The following is an 18187-nucleotide window of genomic DNA, read 5'->3' as shown; positions in this document are numbered from 1 at the left end:
TCATCCTCAGCACATATAGGTGCGAGTTGGTCGCATTCACGGCAGCATTGTAAAAAAATGTAACTTATCTGGGCGAATTATCGCAGCGCGCTGGTGCCTGTGGCCATCGCGCTACACCTCAAGACCGGCGGTGCCGCGGGACTTGTATCATCCCGAAATCTTCGAGAAATCCGCCACCGCACCCGTCGCGCTGCGAATTGCCGCCAGCAGAGCCAGGCGGTTGGCGCGGATATCGGCGTTGTCGTCATTAACGAGCACATCGTTGAAGAACGTGTCGACCGGTCCGCGCAGCTTCGAGAGTGCTTCCATTGCGCCTTCGAAGTCTTCACGGGCCACGGCTTCTGCCGCACCCTGCGAGGCCACGACGATGGCCGAATGCAGCGCCTTTTCGGCGGGTAGCGTCAGCAGCGACAGATCGATGCGATCGGCGACCACGGTGCCCTTCTTCTCCTCGGCGGCCAGCAGCTGTGTCGCGCGCTTGGTGCCTGCCAGCAGGTTCTTGCCGTCTTCTGTGTTTATGAATGCTGCCAATGCCTGTGCACGAAGAGTAATCGACAAAATGCGCTTGGTATTTTCCATACCAGGCATCATCTGTTCACGCCGCGTGCCCATATCGAGCACAGCATCAACGAAGTCCGGGCGAATGCCATCATCCTTTAGCTGGACTTTCAGCCGCTCCCCAAAAAATACAGCAAGTTCGAAGGAGACCATGACCGGATCACATGCCGGAAATTGCTTCGCGTGGTGGAATGCGACCAGCAGAATATCGAGATCGATGCGATTATCAAGAATCAAGCTAATCACACCCAGCGCCGCTCTTCTCAGTGCATAGGGATCCTTCGAGCCGGTCGGCTTTTCGTCAATCGCCCAGAAGCCCACCAGCGTATCCAGCTTGTCAGCGAGTGCGACTGTGATAGACACCGGATCGGTCGGCACGCGGTCGGACGGGCCATTAGGCTTCCAGTGTTCTTCGATCGCTGCTGCCACCGATGTATCTTCGCCCTGCAGCAGCGCGTATTTGCGGCCCATCAGGCCCTGTAGCTCAGGGAATTCACCGACGGCTTCGGTGCGCAGGTCGGCCTTGGCAAGTACCGCGGCGCGATCAACCTTGATCGGGTCGGCCTTGGTCACTTTGGCGAGTTCCGCCGCCAGGCCGCGAATGCGTTCGACGCGGGCGCCCTGGGTGCCCAGCTTCGCCTGGAACGTGACATTGAGGAAGTCGAGCTTAGCCATCCGCTGGTCGAGCGGCTTCTTGAGATCGAGGCCGAATTTGGCGGCCGATGCGGCGAGATCCTGAAGATCCGGCAGATCCCCCTGGTCGCGCTTGTAGAAATGCAGCGCATCCGACAGACGCGCACGCACGACCTTGCCATTGCCGTGGACAATTTCCGCGCCGCCATCCTTGGCCTCGATGTTGGCGATCAGGATGAAGTGGTTGGACAGTTCGAGGTGTTCGCCCGATGCGCCCGGCTTGGCGACGACGAAACACTTCTGGTTGGTCTTGATCGTCAGGCGGATTATCTCAGCCGGGATCTTGAGGTAGTCTTCCTCAAACGTGCCCATCAGCACTTGCGGATATTCGACGAGGCCCGAGACCTCTTCCAGCAGACCTTCGTCCTCGACCAGTTCAAGACCGGAGGCGAAGGTGATGTTGCGGGCGTCGGTGAGGATGATCTCCTTGCGACGTTCGGCATCGAGAATGACCTTGGCCTTTTCGAGGCTCGAAACGTAGTCGGAGAACCGTTTGACGGTGATCGCGCCCGGTGCATGGAAGCGGTGGCCGTAGGTGATGTTCGACGCAACGATGCCGTCGACCTCGAAGGGGATCACAGTGGGCTCGTCGTGTTCCGCGCCAAAGGTGCAGATGATCGATTGCAGCGGCCGCACCCAGCGCAGGCTGCCGGGCCTGGCGGAAGCGGCGCCGGAGCGCATTGCTTTTGGCCAGGGGAAATTGCGGATGATGCCGGGCATCACATCGGTGATGATCTCTTCGGTCGAGCGGCCCGGTTTGGAAATGATGGCGACGTAGAAGTCGCCCTTCTTCGGGGCGTTGCGCGTCTCTGCCTGGTCGAGCGAGGTGAGCCCGGCACTGCGCAAAAAGCCGTCGATCGCCTGTTGCGGTGCCGATGTGCTCGGCCCCTTCTTTTCTTCGCGCACTTCGGCGGAGCGGGCTGTCAGGCCACGAATATCCAGCGTCAGCCGGCGCGGCGTCCAATATTCGCGCGCACCCTCATAGGTCAGTCCTGCCTCGACCAGCGCATCCGTGAGCAGCTTCTTGAGGTCGCCGGCAGCCTTGCGCTGCATGCGGGCCGGGATTTCCTCGGAGCGGAGTTCAAGCAGAAGATCGGGCATGGGAAAGAGCTTTCGGTCGGACATCACTTCAGGAGCCGGAACTAGCAAGTTCCGGCGTCAATGTCATCCGGGAATTCGCGACAGTGCGGGTTGGCGTAAGGCCGCTGGTGATGTCCCTGATGTCGATCGCTCGGATCGCAAAAGCGGCTTAAATGACAAGTCGGTTGCGACCGGCATTCTTGGCGGCATAGAGCGCCTTGTCTGCGCGCGAAACCGTGGCTTCGACGGTGGCTTCATCAGAATCGCGCATCGCTCCACCAACACTCACGGTGACCTGTAACTGGACATCCCCAATCTCGAAGGGCACGCAGTTCACTTCTGCCAGCAGCCGTTCCCCGACATCTCTCGCCACGCTTGGCGTGGCACCCTTCAGCAGGATAGCGAACTCCTCGCCCCCAAGGCGCACCAGCAGATCGTCAGGCCTGATGGCGTTGCGACACCGGCGCGTGAACTCGCTCAGCACCAGGTCGCCCGCACCATGCCCATGGGTATCGTTGATCTTCTTGAAGTGATCTATGTCCAGCATCAGGACCGCGCCCGATGCGGACGAAAGAGAATCTGCCGCGTAAACCCTCTCGGCCTCTTCAAAGAACCGGCGGCGGTTCATCGCCCCAGTCAAAGGATCGGTTTCCGCCAGCGTTTTCAGCTCCCGCGCATAGGCACGTTCCGTGGTCACATCGAGATAGAGATTGACGTTGAAGTTGCCGATGGTGCGGTGACGGAACTGGATCGTGCGGCGCCCGCCGCCCTTGACGGCCACGTCGAGATCGAACGGCGTCATCTCGCGATCTTCGGCTCTCGCTGCAGCGATCGACGTTTCCCATTGCGACTTTGCAAACTCACGATAGTCCGGGTCGGGATAGGCAAGCCGCCACCAATCCTCGATGCTTTCGATCTCGTCGGGAGAATAGCCGAACAGTTCGCAGAAATGCGAGTTGGCAAATTGAATCTGGTCTTCGGTACTGGAAATTTCAAAGCCGAACGGCACCCAGTTCAGCATGGCTATGATATTTTCCTGCCAACCCGCCAGTGCGACCGACCCTTGCGGTGGCGCATCGGTGAAGGTGAAGAGGCGCACGGCTTCGCCCTCGACGACCAGCTTGGTGACCTGCACCATCAACAGCCGCTCCTGCTGGTCGATGACGGCGCGCACGAGGAAGGGCTCGCCGGGTGCGCCCACCGGCGCGTTGCTCCAGATCTGGCCCAGCATCTGCGTCGCTTCGTTGCCAACCAGAAGCTCCACGGATGCTCCGGCAAAGGCGTCTGCGTCGATGCCAAAGAACACTGCGGCATTGCGGTTGGCGCCGCGAATCACCAGCGCCTGCTTTTCGACCACCACCAATGGGGCGCCGACACAGTTGATCCAAAAATCGAGTTCCTCACGCGTCTTGCCGAACAGCTCGGAGCCTGCCTCGCGCGCGATGTCGGCCTGGCTGGCAGCTGTACTCGATACACTCATTCTGGGTCATCCTGCCGAAACGCAAAGTATTTCTACGAAAGCGCTGTCGCGCTTCATTGCCCATGCTCTAGTCGCGAGAGGTTCGCGTGGCCATGCAGTCTTGCGCTGAAGAGTGGCCGAAGGGAACCCTGAGGTTGTAGTTTAGGCCATCAACGTAACCAAACAGTATATTGCAAGTCGAAAGTCAGGTATTTCGGAACACTAAGCTACCAATAGGCAATCTTCCTTGGACGTTCACCAGCCTCCGCCACCGCCGCCGCCGCCGCCGGAGCCAGACGATCCGCTGCTGCTGCTCGAGGAGGAGGAAAATCCCGACGACGAGCTTGAGGGCGGAGGAGGCAATGTCGAGGACACTGTGGATGACAGCGACGACGAGAAGCTCGACATCGTCTGGCCGAAATTGTGCTGGTTGAAGTCGTTGCCGGCATACCATGTCGGCGCATATCCGGCCGCAGCCGTTCCTGCCGCGTTCAGCCAGGTCTGGAAATGTTCCGACCATGGCTCCTCGACACCCAGCGCCACGGCATAGGGCAGCAGCGTCTCATAATGCTTGGGCGACATCTGCGGGGCGCCAGCCATGTTCATGCGGTTCTTCTCGGCGACCGTCAGATAGAGCCGCAAGCCTTCGATGCCGTCCCGCAGCTCGCGGCCGAGTGGTGTCGCGGCGCCCATGATGGTGATGAAGAAGGTGGCGATGACGACCATGCCGCCGCTGGCCGCCAGCGCAAGGATATCGCTCGGCGACTGGGCCAGCTTGGCGGTTTCGAGCGCACTGGCCAGCAACACAAGTGCCATGGCGCTCCAGAAGATGATGAGGAAGATCCAGGCGACAATGCGGACTACCGTCGATGGCGAGGAAAGGGCCGCGCCCGCCAGAATGGCCGAGAAGATGGCGACGAACAGGAAGACTACCGCCGGCACCACCAGCAGGCCCAGCATGTCCTGGGTGAAGTCGCCGATCATGATCACCGCGACATAGGCGATGATGGTCAGGAAAATGCCGCCGGTGATGATGCCGAGATTGTATTTGTAGTATTTGCCGCTGTGCTCTCTGTCGATTGCAGCACGAAAATCGTTGCCCATCTTCTGGACCCTGGTGCCGTTTTCCTTGTTGATGGCGAACGATCCGCTGCCCTTGACCTGATTGTAGATAATGTCCTCGCCGAGCGGCAGCTTGCTGTCGGGTTTGACGCTGGTGCGCTTCAGGCTGACGGCTTTTGTCAGATCCTCGAGCGTTATCAGGCCCTTGACGGCAAGATCAATCATCGACGCGGAAAACGCCGTCCAGCCACCATTGGAAAAGCCTTTGTTGTCGACATAATTCACGAGCGCAGGAGACAGGCCAGCCGGGGGATCCCAGCGCGGCACGACAACGCCTTTGGACGGATCGCGGCCGACGCGGAACCAGTGGATCGAGAAGTAAACCAGAACGACAAGCAAGCCGATGCCGGCGGCGATGGCATTCATTCGGTCATGCACCCACCACCAGAATTCGTCGCTCTTCGTCGGCGGATCGATCGCGCCCTTGGCGAATTTGATGCCGATCGTCAGGCCCTCATGCCGGTCCAGCGGAATGGTGGTCGCGAAGTTCAGCCAGCCATTGTCGTTGCTGACCCGCGCATGCTGCTGGGTGGAACCCAGCGGCCCGGTGTAGAATGTGGTTGCGGTCGGCTTGACGCCCTGCGGCAGCGTCACAGCAGCCGATGCCTCGCTGATCGGGAAGTCCCAGCCATTGCCGGTGACGTTCCAGAACAGTTCGTCGTGGTTGTCGAAGTAGCGGATCTGGCGGCCGGTCTCGTAGGTGATCTTGAATGTGTGCTCGCCGCCATTCAGATACACGTCTTTCTTGCCGATGTAGATGCGCGTTCCGTGGTCGATCGATTCCGTACGATAGTCTTCCTCGAGGCCGTCCCGTTCGATGCGCTTGATCGAGAAATCCACCCGGTGTAACTGTCCATCATTACCTTCGAAGGTCAGCGGAAAGTCGCGGAAGATACCGCGCCTGATCTTGTCTCCCTCGGCATTGACCCGGATCGTTTCGGTGACGGTCAGCACGCCGGATTTCGCGACGCTGATATCGGCGTGATAGAAACGAACGAGTTCTTCGGCTTGGGCGGGCAGGGCTAGGAGGATAGTCGAAAGTAGAAAGGCGATAAGCGCAAGGATCCGGCTGAAACGTACCTTTGGAAGGAACATAGGTTTTCCCCGAATCTCAAAACTTCACTTGCGGCACGGCGCGGTCCGCGGGGTTGTCAATCTCGAAGAATGTCCGCTTCACAAAGCCGAAAGGGCCCGCCAGCAGGTTGGAGGGAAAGCTCTCGACCTTGATATTGAGGTCGCGGGCAGCGCCATTGTAATAGCGGCGCGCCATCTGAAGCTCGCCCTCGATGCCATCGAGGGAGCTTTGCAGCTCGGAGAAATTCTGGTTGGCCTTGAGATCCGGATAGGCTTCCGCGAGCGCCATCACACGACCGAGTGCCTGGCCAAGCAAGCCCTCTGCCGCGCTACGACCGGCAACATCGCCTGCGGGGACGGCTTGCGCCCTGTTGCGAAGCTCGACGATCTCGGCAAGCGTCGATTTTTCGTGCGTCGCATAGCCCTTCACCGTCTCGATCAGGTTGGGGATCAGATCGGCGCGGCGCTTGAGCTGCACGTCGATGCCGGACCACGCTTCCTCCGCCATCTGCCGGGCGCGCACCAGGCCGTTATAGAGCAGGACGACCAATAGAGCGACGACGACGATAATGGCAATGACAGCATAAGACATAGTGTTCCCCCGAACCATGAAAGCAGACGAAAGGGTAACGTTTCAGCCTGTCAAAGTCATGGGAGATTCTTTTTCTTTCAAGCGGGGATCGCTCATTCTGCTGCCCCAGTGAAAAAGTGTGTCACCCCGGAAACTGCCGATCGGCCGGAAAGATGAGAACTTGGTCTCAAGTTAAACATCCGACCCGGACAGACTGCCATGAAGACCACCAAACTCATCATCAACCTGTTAGCCTTCGCGGTCCTGTTCTTCGACTACGCCGTGGCCATGGAGCCCCCGCAACCGGCCGGCACCCGCCGCTTCCTGCAGACCTATGCTGGCCAGCATCCCACAGGCACCTATCCGACGCTGAAGCCGGTATGGGAGCTGGGCGTGAAGTGGGGCGATAGGGTGTGAGTTATGCGGCTGGAATGGCAACTGTTCGCTGATGTCGATAGCGATCGGTCTTGACGGCCGATAGCCCTAGCCGCAGACTGCTCCTGCAACCCAGGAGGTATGCTGTTGGCGAGATCGAAGACTTACACTTGGGATACTCCTCCTTCCACAACAAGTGCACCGTCTCGTTTGAGCGTGGCGACCTGCCAGATCCCGGTGACGAGCAACATCGCGCAAAACCTTTCCCTGACAGTCGACCTTGTTCGTAAAGCAGCAGCATCAGGTGCCGACGTTGCCCATTTTCCCGAATGCGCTCTCTCCGGATACGGTCCGATGGACGATTGGCCGAATTGGGCCTCCTTTGACTGGCAGGCATGCGAAACTGCTATCGATGCGGTGAGGGCTGCAGCTATCGAGGAAAAGATTTGGATTGTCATCGGTTCAGTCCACAAAGGCGAAAAGGGAAAGGGACCAACGAATTCGCTATCTGTGATCAATCGCGAGGGCCAGATTGCTGGCCGCTATGATAAGCGACGCTGCTCCAAAAACGATTTGCGGGCGTTTTCCCCTGGGACGTCCGCGCTGACCCTTGAGATTGATGGTGTTCGTTGCGGCTTTCTGATTTGCCTTGACTGGTCTTTTCCCGAACTTTGGCTGGCCTATGCCGGGGAGGTGGAACTGGTTTTCCACTCGTGCGTCAGCGACAACGTGCAGCGTGACCGCATCGAGGCGCATGTCATCCAGCCTTTGTTGCGAAGCTACGCCTGGCTTCACCAATACGCTGTCAGCTCATCGAACTCCTGCCGGAGCCATCAGAATTTCTCAAGTTTCTGGATCGAACGGAGCGGGCATCTTGGAAATCAGCCGAAGCTGGACGAGCCCGGGTTTGCTATCAACGAATTGATTGCAGATGACGAGCAGGACCAGTTTTTTCAGATGGTGCGCGACTTCCGGGCATCCGCGCGGAAACATGAAACAACCTGAAGTGTTTCAAGCCGCCTTCACCCAATTGACGCCACCTGCCTCGGTCAGCAGGAAAGCTTCACCACAAGCCTTGGCGAGCGTGCGGACGCGCAGGATATAGCCCTGCCGTTCCGTGACCGAAATCACACCGCGTGCATCGAGCAGGTTGAAAACGTGACTCGCCTTGATGCACTGGTCATAGGCCGGTAGCACGCATTTGTGCAGGCGTTGGTTATCCGCGTCGCCCGGCGCTCCTGCCGCCAGCAATGCCTGGCATTCCTTCTCGGCGTCGACGAAATGCCGGTGCAGCATTTCGGTATTGGCGAATTCGAAATTATGGCGCGAATATTCCTGCTCGGCCTGCAGGAAGACATCGCCATAGGTGATCTTGTCTTCGCCTTCGCGACCGTTGAAATTCAGATCATAGACGTTGTCGACGCCCTGCACATACATGGCGAGGCGTTCCAGACCATAGGTCAGTTCGCCTGCAACAGGTGCGCATTCGATGCCGCAGACCTGCTGGAAATAGGTGAATTGCGAGACTTCCATGCCGTCGCACCAGCATTCCCAGCCGAGGCCCCAGGCACCGAGTGTCGGGCTTTCCCAGTCGTCCTCGACAAAGCGCACGTCATGCAGCAAAGGATCGAGCCCGATTGCGGCGAGCGAGCCGAGATAGAGTTCCTGCAGGTTCGACGGGTTAGGCTTCAGGATCACCTGATACTGATAGTAGTGTTGCAGGCGGTTGGGATTCTCGCCATAGCGGCCATCCGACGGGCGACGCGACGGCTGCACATAGGCGGCTTTCCACGGCTTGGGGCCGAGCGCACGCAATGTGGTCGCCGGATGGAAGGTACCGGCGCCGACTTCCATGTCATAGGGCTGCAGAACCGCACAACCCTTGTCCGCCCAATAGTTATGGAGCGTCAGGATCAGCCCCTGGAAGGAGCGGGTAGGGTGCATATGATCGGGAAGTGCGGACATTTGGGCTACCATCGGCTGGATTTCTCGGGCGCTGAGTGCCATGGCGGGACGGAAGGGTCAAGGATTTTTGAATGCTGGCGAGCGTCGGTTGAAGCCGTTGGCGATGTCGTATATTTTAGATGCGATCAATCGAAGCGGAAGCAAGAGCTTGCCATGAACGTCAAAATCTCGATCGAGCTACCGGAGCGACAGGTGGAGTTCATCGAACGCAAGGTGCGGGAGGGCACGTATGCCTCGCCGTCCGACTTCTTTGCCGAGCAGGTGCGGGATATCATGCTGGCGGAAAGCGACGCCGTTTCGGACGGCGATCCCGTTCTGGCGACGAAGGACGAGATTCTACGGCGCATGCAGTTGCCGGACGATCAGTGGATCGTCATGGACGAGAACGATACCATGTTTGATGACCTGCGCCGTTATGCGGATGATCAAATCAAAGCGGGACGATAGTGCGCTACAAAATTACGCGCCATGACGACGTTCGATTTGACCTCGCATCCATTCTTGATTTTGTCGGCAACTATGCAGGCTTCAAAATAGGCAGGCAGAAAGTCGACGAAATCGAAGATGCTCTCTCAAAATTGCGCGATTTCCCTCATATGGGGGCGCCGCGCGGCTACATCGCGCCCCGGCCTCCGCGCTCTGCCATCTGCCGAAAAAGGCGTCATCTGCTTCACCGTCGACGACGAAGCGCGGATTGTGAGAATTATCTGCGTCACCTACGCCGGCCAGGACTGGCAGACAATCGCCGGCCAGCGCTCGGAACCTTAATTCTCTTTCTTCCGCCTCAGCCGGTATTCGCCGGTGATCGGATCCTGCACCAGGGTGCCCTGCGCGCCGGTGCTCTGCTCCTTGCGCTTGGCCTCGGATGCCTTGGCAAGCTTGGTCGCATCAGCCACGAACTTGCGGTAGAGATACCAGCCTGCGAAGACCACGAGGCCGAAAAATATCAGTTTGGTTAGACCCACTTTCGTCCCCTAGAGACCGTAACGGCTCCACCAGAGCCGCTCTTCCGCCGTATCGACAATGCCTTTCGCGATGCCTTCGCCGAGCGTCACCTGCGGCTGCGGGCGCGAAAGGGAACCCGAAATCATCCGGCCGATAAAGCCCTTGGACTGCTCGATCAGCTCGATCTTGACCTTCTCGCCATAGCGCCGGCGGAGTTCGATCGTCATGTCGCCGATATCGTCGACCAGACCAAGCTCCTTGCCTTTTTCGCCGGACCAGAAGAGGCCGCTGAACAACTCGTCGACGTCGGCGAGCTTGCCGGCGCGGCGCTCCTTGACCATGTCGATGAACACCTTGTGCACGTCGAGTTGCAAGGATTTCAGGTGATTTATATCACTTTGCTTCTCGGGCATGAATGGGTCGAGCACAGATTTGTTCTCGCCGGCGGTATAAACCCGGCGTTCGACGCCAATTTTCTTCAAGAGTTCGGGGAAACCGAAGCCGCCTGAGATGACGCCGATCGAGCCGACGATCGATGTCGGATCGGCGATGATCTCATCGCCGGCCAGCGCGATCAGATAGCCGCCGGATGCTGCAACATCCTCGACGAATACCAGCACCTTCTTTTCTTTTTCCCGAGCCAGCGCCCGGATGCGATTGAAGATCGCCCGCGACTGCACCGGCGAGCCGCCCGGCGAGTTGATCGCGATGGCCACGGCCGGCGCCTTCTTGTAATCGAACGCTTCTTCCAGCAGGTCCTCGACGCTCTCGATATTGAGCGACGAACGGAAGCGGCTGCCACCGGCCTGGATCACGCCGGAAAGTCGGACGAGCGGGATGATGGTCTTCGACTCGCGGAACTTCTTCGGAATCAGGCGTTTGAAAAATTTCAGCATCATTCTTCCAGATTATGACAGTCAGTTGCGAGATGTAATGCGCTTTGGGGGAAACGCAATGGCCTGGGTGCATTTCAGGCTTCCAGGGTGAAGTTAAGCCGGACGCATGCGAACCACTCTTGTTCGATTAGTTTGTCGAGTGCCACGCCGGAAATTTCTTCGGCCGCTTGATCCCGGTTTCCTGTGCCGGAAACCGCAGAAAGTGTCGATGATCCGCATACGGGTATAAGGCCGCACCAATGTCCGTGGCGTGGCACCGGCCATAGGGATTGCCCGTCCAACATATGGTCGACCAGCCACACCTCCCATCCTAAAATATCTAGGCCGTCCTCTCGGCAAGCATGCAGAAATGTCTGGGCATCGGCTGGAAAAATTCCGATTTCACCGTTGGCCGCCACGAAGGCGCGCGCCAGCACATCATCCGTCAGCGATGGAGGGTAGTTCATGTCGCAACCTCTTGCAGTCTTACTATTCGAGCCGTTTGGCTACGCCGCGAATAGCCCCTCCGTCCATTATTAAGGTCATCCACCAGCGGGAGGAACTTATGCGATCCTTCGTGATGCATGAACAGCGGCGACCGGAACACCAGCCGCGCCCGCGAACCCTTGATGGCGCTGACCAGCACACGGATCGCGCTTTCACCTTCCCGCGGATGAACAAGAGTGATCTCGACACCGCCAAAGCGCCTGCCGCAAGCAAGAATGATCTCGGCGATCGATTCCGGGCGGGCGATCAATGACATCTGACCACCGGGCTTCAGGATTGCTCCCGCAGTCCGTATCCATGCTTCGAAGAGATCCTCATGCATGGCATGCGCGGCAGCCTTCAGGTCGTCGGGCGCCTTTCGGTCGCTGGCATCGTTGAAGGGCGGGTTCATGATCACATGGTTGTAGATATCATCGGGCAAACCGGCGGCAACGCGTGCCTTGCCCTTCAGCGTCACGTCGGCTTCGATCAGCCTCAGACGTGGCGCGATGGCGGCATTCTCCGGCAGGGCGATGCTCTTGCGGGCATATTTGGCCATCTCGACGGATTTTTCGACCAGCGCAATCTCGGCCTGCGCGAGCCGCGCGGCCACGCCCATGCCTGCGGCGCCGGCGCCGGCGCCGAGGTCGGCAACCCGGATCGGTCCCTCTGTCACCACCATCGACGCTAGCAGCATTGCGTCCATGCCGGCACGATGGCCGCGACCCTTGGGCTGGACGATATGAAAGCCGCCGAAATGGAAGGCATCGACGGTCTCGGTGATCTCGGTCATTTCAGTTCCGCGCCGAGCCCGGCGTCCCTCAAAAGAGTGCGTGCTTCCTCGACGCGTTCGCTGTCGACCAGTAGCCGGCGCGGCAAGAGACCGATCGATCCTTCGAGAATACTCATGCTCTGGTCGGCGATCATGCAGTGGATTCCCTGGTCCTTCAGAAGGCTCTGGGCGAAGGAAAGACCGACTGCATCGTTCGTCCGCATGATCTCAATCACTTTTCCGTTCCTTTTTCGCCATTTTTGACGGGGAGGGACAATTCGCCCCTTGCCCGGCTGCTCGCCTGTTTTTATGGTCAAACAATGTAAATGAACAGGAGCCAGTTCCTTGGGCGTCGTGATACCGCTTGATGAAAGCAAAAACAAACAGGCATCAATCAAGCCGTTAGTGGGTCTGACCAAGCCTGACATGGAGCGCGTCAATCAGCTGATTCTTGCCAAGGCAGGCTCCGATGTGCAGATGATTCCCGAAGTGGCCAACCACCTCATTTCCTCGGGCGGCAAGCGTTTGCGGCCGATGCTGACCATCGCCACCGCCAACATGTTCGGCTACGAGGGCGATCATCAGGTCAAGCTCGCCGCCAGCGTCGAATTCATGCACACCGCAACGCTTCTGCATGACGACGTGGTCGACGAAAGCGACTTGCGCCGCGGCCGTAAGACCGCACGAATCCTCTGGGGCAACCAGGCAAGCGTGCTGGTGGGCGACTTCCTGCTCGGCCAGGCCTTCAAGATGATGGTCGAGGTCGGCTCGCTCGATGCACTGGACGTTCTCTCCACTGCCGCGACCGTGATTGCCGAGGGCGAAGTCCTGCAGCTTTCCGTCGCCAAGAACATGGAAACGACCGAGGACGACTACCTGCAGGTCATCCGCGCCAAGACCGCAGCGCTATTTGCCGCGGCTGCTGAAGTCGGCCCAATCATTGCCGGTACCAGCAAGGCCGATCGCGCCGCGCTCAAGTCTTTCGGCATGAATCTCGGCCTGGCATTCCAGCTCGTCGACGATGCGCTGGACTATGGTGGCAAGGCCGCCGAACTCGGCAAGAACACCGGTGACGATTTCCGCGAAGGCAAGATCACCCTGCCGGTCATTCTCGCCTGGCGTCGCGGCACCGCCGAAGACCGGCTGTTCTGGCGCGAAGCAATCGAGGGCGGCAAGAACGACGATGCCAATCTCGAACGCGCATTCGGCCTGATCATGAAGTATGGCTCGCTGAGCGATACGATCGGCCGTGCCAACCATTACGGCACGATCGCCCGTGATGCGCTGGCGCCGCTGCCAGCGTCGCCCTGGAAAGACGCGTTGATGGAAGTCATCGATTTCTGTATCGCGCGCGTCAACTAAAAGCCTGACTTCAGCGTTATCCCTGCGAGCTGTTCCGTCTTGTGACGGAAACCGTTTTGTGATCTTAAGAAGGCGACGATGTGCGCCTACGTGCTCCTTTGAAAGGCTGTCGAATGGCTTTTTTGACTAACCGCCGACTCCGTTTCGGCACCGCGATCGGCCTGATTCTGGCCGTTGCGGGTCCTGTTCTTGCTGAAGATGCAAAGCCAAAAGACGCAGTGCCCGCGCCGATTGCCTTCGATATCGCCTCTGTCGACACGTTTGCGGGGGCGTTTCTCGCAGCCCGCACGGCCGACAACGACTACGACTATGAGTCGGCCGTAAAACTCTATCGGACCGCGCTGAAATTCGAGCCAGACAATATTGAAGTTCGCGAACGGTTGATGGTCTGCCTGTTCATGAACGGCAATTTCGACGAAGGCGTCGTCGAAGCGAATCGCCTCAAGGACGATCCGGCCGTCGAACGTATCGGCATTATCGCCCGCGGCATCGATGCGATTCGTCACGAAAAGTACGATGAAGCAGCCAAGCTTCTCAAATATGATGGTCCAAACGAGCTGGACCGCATGGTCAACACGCTCCTGACTGCCTGGAGCCAATATGGCGCCGGCAAGCCCAAGGATGCGTTGGCCACCATCGACCAGATGAAAGGCCCGGATTGGTATTCGGTATTCCGCAATTACAGCGCCGGCATGATTGCCGCAGCTTCGGGCGACATCGAAACGGCGCGCAAGCGCCTCAATGACACGATCGCCAACCGCGACGAAGGTTCTGCCGCGAGCGACACCTATATGCGCGCAGTCACCGCGCTGGCTTCGATTGAAGCCGCTGCCGGCAACCAGCGCAAGGCGCTCGACGCAGTTTCCGCGGGCGAGCTCTTCGCACCGGGCTATATGCCGCTGCAGGCATTCCGCAAGCAGATCGAGGCAGGTCAAAAGCCGGACTTGCTGGTGAAAAATGCCGACGAAGGCGTGGCCTCCGTGTTGTTCTCGGTCGGTGGCGCGCTCAACCAGTCGCTGACCAACGCACCCGATCGGCAGGGCGCTCAGGACATCGTCAATTTCTATCTCGTGACCTCGTTTGCCCTGGCACCCAACAGCGCCGATACGGCCGTTCTGCTCGGCGGTCTGGCCGAAGGGCTCGATCAGCCGCAACGCGCGATCTACTGGTACAGCAAGGTGCCGGCCAATTCGCCGCTCCGTCGCGTATCCGAATTGCAGCTCGGCCTCAATCTCGCCAATACCGGCAAGGCCGAAGAGGCGCGCACCCATCTCAAGGCAGCGATCACAGCGGATCCACGTGATATTCGCGGCTATGTCGCCTATGGCAGCCTCCTTTCCGATAACAAGGAATATGAGGAGATGGCCAAGAATTACGACAAGGCCATCGAAATCATCGGACAGTTGCCGAAACGTTCGGATTGGTCCGTGTTCTTCCAGCGCGGCATTGCCTACGAGCGCCTGAAGAAGTGGGATATTGCCGAGCCGAACTTCAAGAAGGCGCTGGAGCTCTATCCCGACCAGCCGCAGGTGCTGAATTACCTCGGCTATTCCTGGGTTGACATGAACATGCACCTCGACGAGGGCCTAGGCATGATCCGCAAGGCCGTCGATCTCCGTCCCGATGATGGCTACATCGTCGATTCGCTCGGCTGGGCCTATTTCCGCCTGAACCGCTTCGATGACGCTGTCGGCGAACTGGAGCGCGCGGTGGAACTCAAGGCCGCCGACTCGACGATCAACGACCATCTGGGCGATGCCTACTGGCGCGTTGGCCGCAAGTTGGAAGCGATTTTCCAGTGGCAGACCGCGCTTGAAGTGAAGCCGGAAGCGACAGAAATTCCGAAGATCAAGAAGAAGATCAAGGAAGGCCTGCCGCCGATCGAGATAAAGGCCGGTGAGGTCACCGACAACCTGACGAAGGGTGTCGCGGTCGCCCAGGCCGATCCGGTCAAGCAGCCGGAGATCAAGCCTGTCGAGCCCGCCAAGCAGGAGACGCAGCCCGCCGCCGAAGAAAAGCCTGCGGTAACCGAAGAGAAGCCAGCTGTGACGGAGGAGAAGCCCGTTCAGCCCGTGACCGAGGAAAAGCCTGCCCTGCCTGTCACCGAAGAGAAGCCGGCAGAGCCCACCGAGGACGTGCAGGAAAAGCCGGCTGATGCCAAGGTCGTGGAGCCTGCTGCAGATGCCTCGTCGCATACGGTAATCAAGGGCGATTCGCTCTGGAACATCGCCAAGGACGCTTTGGGTGATGGCATGCGCTATCACCAGCTCATCGAGCTCAATCCGGAGTTCAAGCGTCATCCGGATCGCCTGCAGCCTGGCCAGGTATTGAAACTGCCGGACGCGAAGAACTAAGATTGTCGGGCCCGCGAGTCCGTAAGCCTTGAATGGCGTCATCCTCGGGCTTGTCCCGAGGATCTGCTGCAAGATTACGTCGCCACAATAGGCCTCTATTGCCTCAGGTCTCCATGCTTATCCGCGAAAACGCCCCCGCCAAGATCAATCTCGCGCTGCATGTGACGGGGCAGCGCGCGGATGGCTATCATCTGCTCGATACGCTTGTGACCTTCACCGAAGCCGGCGACCGGCTGAGTTTCGCTGACGCCGAGAAAGACACCTTCACCGTCTCCGGCCGCTTTTCCGACGGTCTGCCGACAGACGCTGCGGCCAAGACTGGCAACCTGGTTCTTCGCGCCCGCGACCTGCTTCGCGCTCATGCCGAAGGGCAGGGGATCGGCCTGCCGCCGGTTCATATCCATCTCGAAAAGAACCTGCCGATCGCGTCCGGCATCGGCGGCGGTTCGGCAGATTCTGCGGCCACGTTGCGCGGCCTGGTGCGCATGTGGAACTTGGAGATCACTGCGCGGAAGCTGCGGGAGATTGCGCTTGAGCTTGGCGCCGACGTGCCGATGTGCCTCGAAAGCCGCCCGCTGGTGGCTCGCGGCATTGGCGAGGATATCCGTGTCCTCAACGGTTTCCCCAAGCTTCACCTACTGCTCGTCAATCCGTTGGTGGAGGTCCCCACACCGACGATCTTCAAGCTGCTAACGGAGAAGAACAATCCACCGCTGGCGATTCCGTCGGACGGCGCAGGTTCTGCCGAGTGGCTTGCCGCCTTGCAACGCGCTCGCAACGATCTACAGCCGCCGGCAGAAAAGTTGGAGCCGAAAATCACTGAGGCACTAGCGCTCTTGGCCGACACGAAGCCGGTGCTCGCCCGAATGTCTGGGTCGGGAGCAACCTGTTTCGGCGTTTATGAAGCTGCCTCAGACCGCGATGCCGCCCTTGCCGTGCTTGAGAGCAAGCAGCCAGAATGGTATCTGGAAGCGACCGCCACGCTTTAGGAAGTCCCGATGCCCAGATCAGACGAACCTCGTCCCTTCATTCCGGTCGGCATTGCCGTTCTGACGGTGTCGGACACACGCACTGCGGCTGATGATAAATCGGGTGACACGCTGGCGGCAAGGATCGCCGAGGCTGGACATAGGCTCGAAGCACGGGCCATTTGCAAGGACGACAGGCAGGCGATCTTCGATCAGGTGAAGGCCTGGACCATGCTCGACAATATCGACGTGGTGATCACCACGGGCGGCACGGGTTTTACCGGCCGCGATGTGACGCCAGAGGCGCTGGAGCCGTTGTTCGAGAAGCGCATGGATGGCTTCTCCGAAGTCTTCCATCGCATTTCCTACGATAAGATCGGCACCTCGACGATCCAGTCGCGCGCCACCGGCGGGGTTGCCAATGCCACTTTCATTTTCGTGCTTCCCGGCTCGCCCGGCGCCTGCAAGGACGCCTGGGATGGCATCCTGAAGGCCCAGCTCGATTACCGCCACATGCCGTGCAATTTCGTCGAGATCATGCCACGGCTCGATGAGCATCTGAGGCGCGGCGGCGGATGACGGGCAGGATCCTCATCAGCGCCTGCCTTATGGGCCAGCCGGTGCGCTACGATGGCAAGGGCAAATTGCTGAGCCACGATCTCATCGAACGCTGGCGGTTTTTCGGTGCCACGCCCGCCGGCGGAGATTGCCGATGGCAAGACCGGCGTCGATGTGCTCTCGGGCGAGGCCTCGGTGATCGAACTCGGCGGTGCCGATGTGACCAACCAGTTCATCAAGGGCGCGGAAAAGGCACTCGCTTTGGCGCGCGCCGAAAGCTGTGATTTTGCATTGCTGATCGACGGCAGCCCGTCCTGTGGTTCCGGCTTTGTCCATGACGGCAGTTTTTCGGGTGAGCAGCATCCCGGCCGCGGGGTCACCGCAGCCTTGCTGATCGACAATGGGATTGAAGTCTATACGCCTGACCAGATCGAGGCGCTCGCTGACCGGATTGGCGGCGTTACTTCAGCCTGAGTTGCAGCTGTTCCGGGTCGAACGCCTTGGCTTCGGCCTTGTCGGCTTCGGGCTTCGCTTCGCCTGACATATCGGCGTTGACCGATGTTGTCTGGTTCGGATCGATTGCGATTGGCTCCGCCTGGTCTGTGTCCGCCGTCAGGCTGTCAGGTGCTTGATCCAGCGCTTTGGAAACGACGACGACCGGTGATCCGCCGAACCACGCTTCGGTGCGAAAGACCTTCTTCTCTCCATTGACGTCGCGGATCTCGATTTTCTGTTGGCCGGGCGCGAGCACGATGTCAGGCGTTTCTTCCTCGACTTTGGGATTGTACGGACCGCAGGCCTCGCAGGTGATCGTCTCGATGCTGGGATCGTTGGTGCTCGTCTGGACGAAATCGATGGAAGAGGCGTGGGCGGCCGCTGCCCCGAGCAATACAGTGCCTGCCAGCAAAACTACGCGCATCGAATCGTACTCCCGGATTGGACCAGCCGGAAGTTTATGAAAAATTCCCTA

17 protein-coding genes and 2 pseudogenes are annotated in these 18187 nt (G+C 59.3%); 8 read left to right on the top strand and 11 right to left on the bottom strand.

The genetic code is table 11. The annotated features are described in order from the left end of the window. Positions 1 to 147 precede the first annotated feature (147 nt). The 4 genes from glyS to ACXHRN_RS18145 form a co-directional block, all read right to left on the bottom strand. The gene (glyS, locus tag ACXHRN_RS18160) at positions 148 to 2352 is read right to left on the bottom strand and encodes a glycine--tRNA ligase subunit beta (protein ID WP_488637709.1); all 2205 of its coding nucleotides are present in this window, start codon (positions 2350 to 2352) and stop codon (positions 148 to 150) included. A gap of 148 nt (positions 2353 to 2500) precedes the next feature. Further along, positions 2501 to 3811: a GGDEF domain-containing protein gene (locus tag ACXHRN_RS18155; RefSeq protein ID WP_488637708.1), complete on the bottom strand. Its 1311-nt coding sequence runs from the start codon at positions 3809 to 3811 to the stop codon at positions 2501 to 2503. A gap of 234 nt (positions 3812 to 4045) precedes the next feature. Further along, positions 4046 to 6007: a DUF2207 domain-containing protein gene (locus ACXHRN_RS18150; protein ID WP_488637707.1), complete on the bottom strand. Its 1962-nt coding sequence runs from the start codon at positions 6005 to 6007 to the stop codon at positions 4046 to 4048. Between the two features lie 16 nt (positions 6008 to 6023). Next, on the bottom strand, positions 6024 to 6578 hold the full coding sequence (locus ACXHRN_RS18145) for a LemA family protein (protein WP_488637706.1): 555 nt from the start codon (positions 6576 to 6578) through the stop codon (positions 6024 to 6026). A gap of 198 nt (positions 6579 to 6776) precedes the next feature. On the opposite strand from ACXHRN_RS18145, the gene ACXHRN_RS18140 reads away from it, so the two are divergent. Both ACXHRN_RS18140 and ACXHRN_RS18135 read left to right on the top strand, forming a co-directional pair. Beyond that, on the top strand, positions 6777 to 6974 hold the full coding sequence (locus ACXHRN_RS18140; RefSeq protein ID WP_488637705.1) for a hypothetical protein: 198 nt from the start codon (positions 6777 to 6779) through the stop codon (positions 6972 to 6974). Between the two features lie 105 nt (positions 6975 to 7079). Further along, positions 7080 to 7937 (top strand): carbon-nitrogen hydrolase family protein, encoded by an 858-nt coding sequence (locus ACXHRN_RS18135; protein WP_488637704.1) that lies wholly within the window; start codon positions 7080 to 7082, stop codon positions 7935 to 7937. Between the two features lie 6 nt (positions 7938 to 7943). On the opposite strand, the gene ACXHRN_RS18130 is transcribed toward ACXHRN_RS18135, so the two are convergent. Beyond that, positions 7944 to 8897: a glycine--tRNA ligase subunit alpha gene (locus tag ACXHRN_RS18130; protein WP_488637703.1), complete on the bottom strand. Its 954-nt coding sequence runs from the start codon at positions 8895 to 8897 to the stop codon at positions 7944 to 7946. A 153-nt stretch (positions 8898 to 9050) separates the two neighbouring features. Here ACXHRN_RS18130 and ACXHRN_RS18125 point away from each other — a divergent pair, with 153 nt between their 5' ends. After that, positions 9051 to 9344, top strand: coding sequence for a ribbon-helix-helix domain-containing protein (locus ACXHRN_RS18125; RefSeq protein ID WP_488637702.1), 294 nt, complete (start codon positions 9051 to 9053; stop codon positions 9342 to 9344). Between the two features lie 317 nt (positions 9345 to 9661). On the opposite strand, the gene ACXHRN_RS18120 is transcribed toward ACXHRN_RS18125, so the two are convergent. The 5 genes from ACXHRN_RS18120 to ACXHRN_RS18100 all read right to left on the bottom strand — a co-directional run bounded on the left by ACXHRN_RS18120 (position 9662) and on the right by ACXHRN_RS18100 (position 12211). Then, positions 9662 to 9862 carry a hypothetical protein gene (locus ACXHRN_RS18120; protein ID WP_488637701.1) on the bottom strand — a complete coding sequence of 67 codons (201 nt, stop codon included), beginning with the start codon at positions 9860 to 9862 and terminating at the stop codon, positions 9662 to 9664. 9 nt (positions 9863 to 9871) lie between these two features. Then, entirely contained in the window at positions 9872 to 10738 is an 867-nt protein-coding gene (locus ACXHRN_RS18115) for a S49 family peptidase (RefSeq protein ID WP_488641939.1), read from the bottom strand. Positions 10739 to 10812: 74 nt separating this feature from the next. Then, entirely contained in the window at positions 10813 to 11184 is a 372-nt protein-coding gene (locus tag ACXHRN_RS18110; protein WP_488637700.1) for a hypothetical protein, read from the bottom strand. Continuing rightward, positions 11181 to 11996 (bottom strand): tRNA1(Val) (adenine(37)-N6)-methyltransferase, encoded by an 816-nt coding sequence (locus tag ACXHRN_RS18105; RefSeq protein ID WP_488637699.1) that lies wholly within the window; start codon positions 11994 to 11996, stop codon positions 11181 to 11183. The genes ACXHRN_RS18110 and ACXHRN_RS18105 overlap by 4 nt, the downstream gene beginning before the upstream one ends. Continuing rightward, positions 11993 to 12211: a putative signal transducing protein gene (locus ACXHRN_RS18100; RefSeq protein ID WP_488637698.1), complete on the bottom strand. Its 219-nt coding sequence runs from the start codon at positions 12209 to 12211 to the stop codon at positions 11993 to 11995. Before ACXHRN_RS18100 ends, ACXHRN_RS18105 begins: the two co-directional genes overlap by 4 nt. A 109-nt stretch (positions 12212 to 12320) precedes the next feature. Between ACXHRN_RS18100 and ACXHRN_RS18095 the strand changes: the two genes are divergently transcribed. From ACXHRN_RS18095 to ACXHRN_RS18075, 5 genes and pseudogenes are all read left to right on the top strand, one after another. Next, positions 12321 to 13337 carry a polyprenyl synthetase family protein gene (locus tag ACXHRN_RS18095; RefSeq protein ID WP_488637697.1) on the top strand — a complete coding sequence of 339 codons (1017 nt, stop codon included), beginning with the start codon at positions 12321 to 12323 and terminating at the stop codon, positions 13335 to 13337. 113 nt (positions 13338 to 13450) lie between these two features. Then, positions 13451 to 15319 (top strand): annotated as a pseudogene (locus tag ACXHRN_RS18090) (tetratricopeptide repeat protein); the annotation flags it as partial. A 485-nt stretch (positions 15320 to 15804) separates the two neighbouring features. Beyond that, positions 15805 to 16680 carry a 4-(cytidine 5'-diphospho)-2-C-methyl-D-erythritol kinase gene (locus ACXHRN_RS18085; RefSeq protein WP_488637696.1) on the top strand — a complete coding sequence of 292 codons (876 nt, stop codon included), beginning with the start codon at positions 15805 to 15807 and terminating at the stop codon, positions 16678 to 16680. 9 nt (positions 16681 to 16689) lie between these two features. Further along, positions 16690 to 17238, top strand: a complete 549-nt coding sequence (gene moaB / locus ACXHRN_RS18080) for a molybdenum cofactor biosynthesis protein B (protein WP_488637695.1) — start codon at positions 16690 to 16692, stop codon at positions 17236 to 17238. Beyond that, positions 17235 to 17691: pseudogene (locus ACXHRN_RS18075) on the top strand (2-thiouracil desulfurase family protein). Before moaB ends, ACXHRN_RS18075 begins: the two are co-directional and overlap by 4 nt. Here ACXHRN_RS18075 and ACXHRN_RS18070 read toward each other — a convergent pair. After that, entirely contained in the window at positions 17678 to 18136 is a 459-nt protein-coding gene (locus ACXHRN_RS18070; protein ID WP_488637694.1) for a plant virulence effector HPE1-like domain-containing protein, read from the bottom strand. The pseudogene ACXHRN_RS18075 and the gene ACXHRN_RS18070 sit on opposite strands and share 14 nt — an antisense overlap. Between the last annotated feature and the right edge of the window lie 51 nt (positions 18137 to 18187).

The organism is Shinella sp. OV683, from assembly GCF_057787725.1.
This window is presented reverse-complemented; position numbering and strand designations above follow the sequence as displayed.

Excerpts from the sequence above, each read along its gene's own strand:
- glyS (WP_488637709.1), bottom strand. The coding sequence starts at position 2,352 with ATGCCCGATCTTCTGCTTGAACTCCGCTCCGAGGAAATCCCGGCCCGC.
- ACXHRN_RS18155 (WP_488637708.1), bottom strand. The coding sequence starts at position 3,811 with ATGAGTGTATCGAGTACAGCTGCCAGCCAGGCCGACATCGCGCGCGAG.
- ACXHRN_RS18150 (WP_488637707.1), bottom strand. The coding sequence starts at position 6,007 with ATGTTCCTTCCAAAGGTACGTTTCAGCCGGATCCTTGCGCTTATCGCC.
- ACXHRN_RS18145 (WP_488637706.1), bottom strand. The coding sequence starts at position 6,578 with ATGTCTTATGCTGTCATTGCCATTATCGTCGTCGTCGCTCTATTGGTC.
- ACXHRN_RS18140 (WP_488637705.1), top strand. The coding sequence starts at position 6,777 with ATGAAGACCACCAAACTCATCATCAACCTGTTAGCCTTCGCGGTCCTG.
- ACXHRN_RS18130 (WP_488637703.1), bottom strand. The coding sequence starts at position 8,897 with ATGTCCGCACTTCCCGATCATATGCACCCTACCCGCTCCTTCCAGGGG.
- ACXHRN_RS18125 (WP_488637702.1), top strand. The coding sequence starts at position 9,051 with ATGAACGTCAAAATCTCGATCGAGCTACCGGAGCGACAGGTGGAGTTC.
- ACXHRN_RS18115 (WP_488641939.1), bottom strand. The coding sequence starts at position 10,738 with ATGCTGAAATTTTTCAAACGCCTGATTCCGAAGAAGTTCCGCGAGTCG.
- ACXHRN_RS18110 (WP_488637700.1), bottom strand. The coding sequence starts at position 11,184 with ATGAACTACCCTCCATCGCTGACGGATGATGTGCTGGCGCGCGCCTTC.
- ACXHRN_RS18105 (WP_488637699.1), bottom strand. The coding sequence starts at position 11,996 with ATGACCGAGATCACCGAGACCGTCGATGCCTTCCATTTCGGCGGCTTT.
- ACXHRN_RS18085 (WP_488637696.1), top strand. The coding sequence starts at position 15,805 with ATGCTTATCCGCGAAAACGCCCCCGCCAAGATCAATCTCGCGCTGCAT.
- moaB (WP_488637695.1), top strand. The coding sequence starts at position 16,690 with ATGCCCAGATCAGACGAACCTCGTCCCTTCATTCCGGTCGGCATTGCC.
- ACXHRN_RS18070 (WP_488637694.1), bottom strand. The coding sequence starts at position 18,136 with ATGCGCGTAGTTTTGCTGGCAGGCACTGTATTGCTCGGGGCAGCGGCC.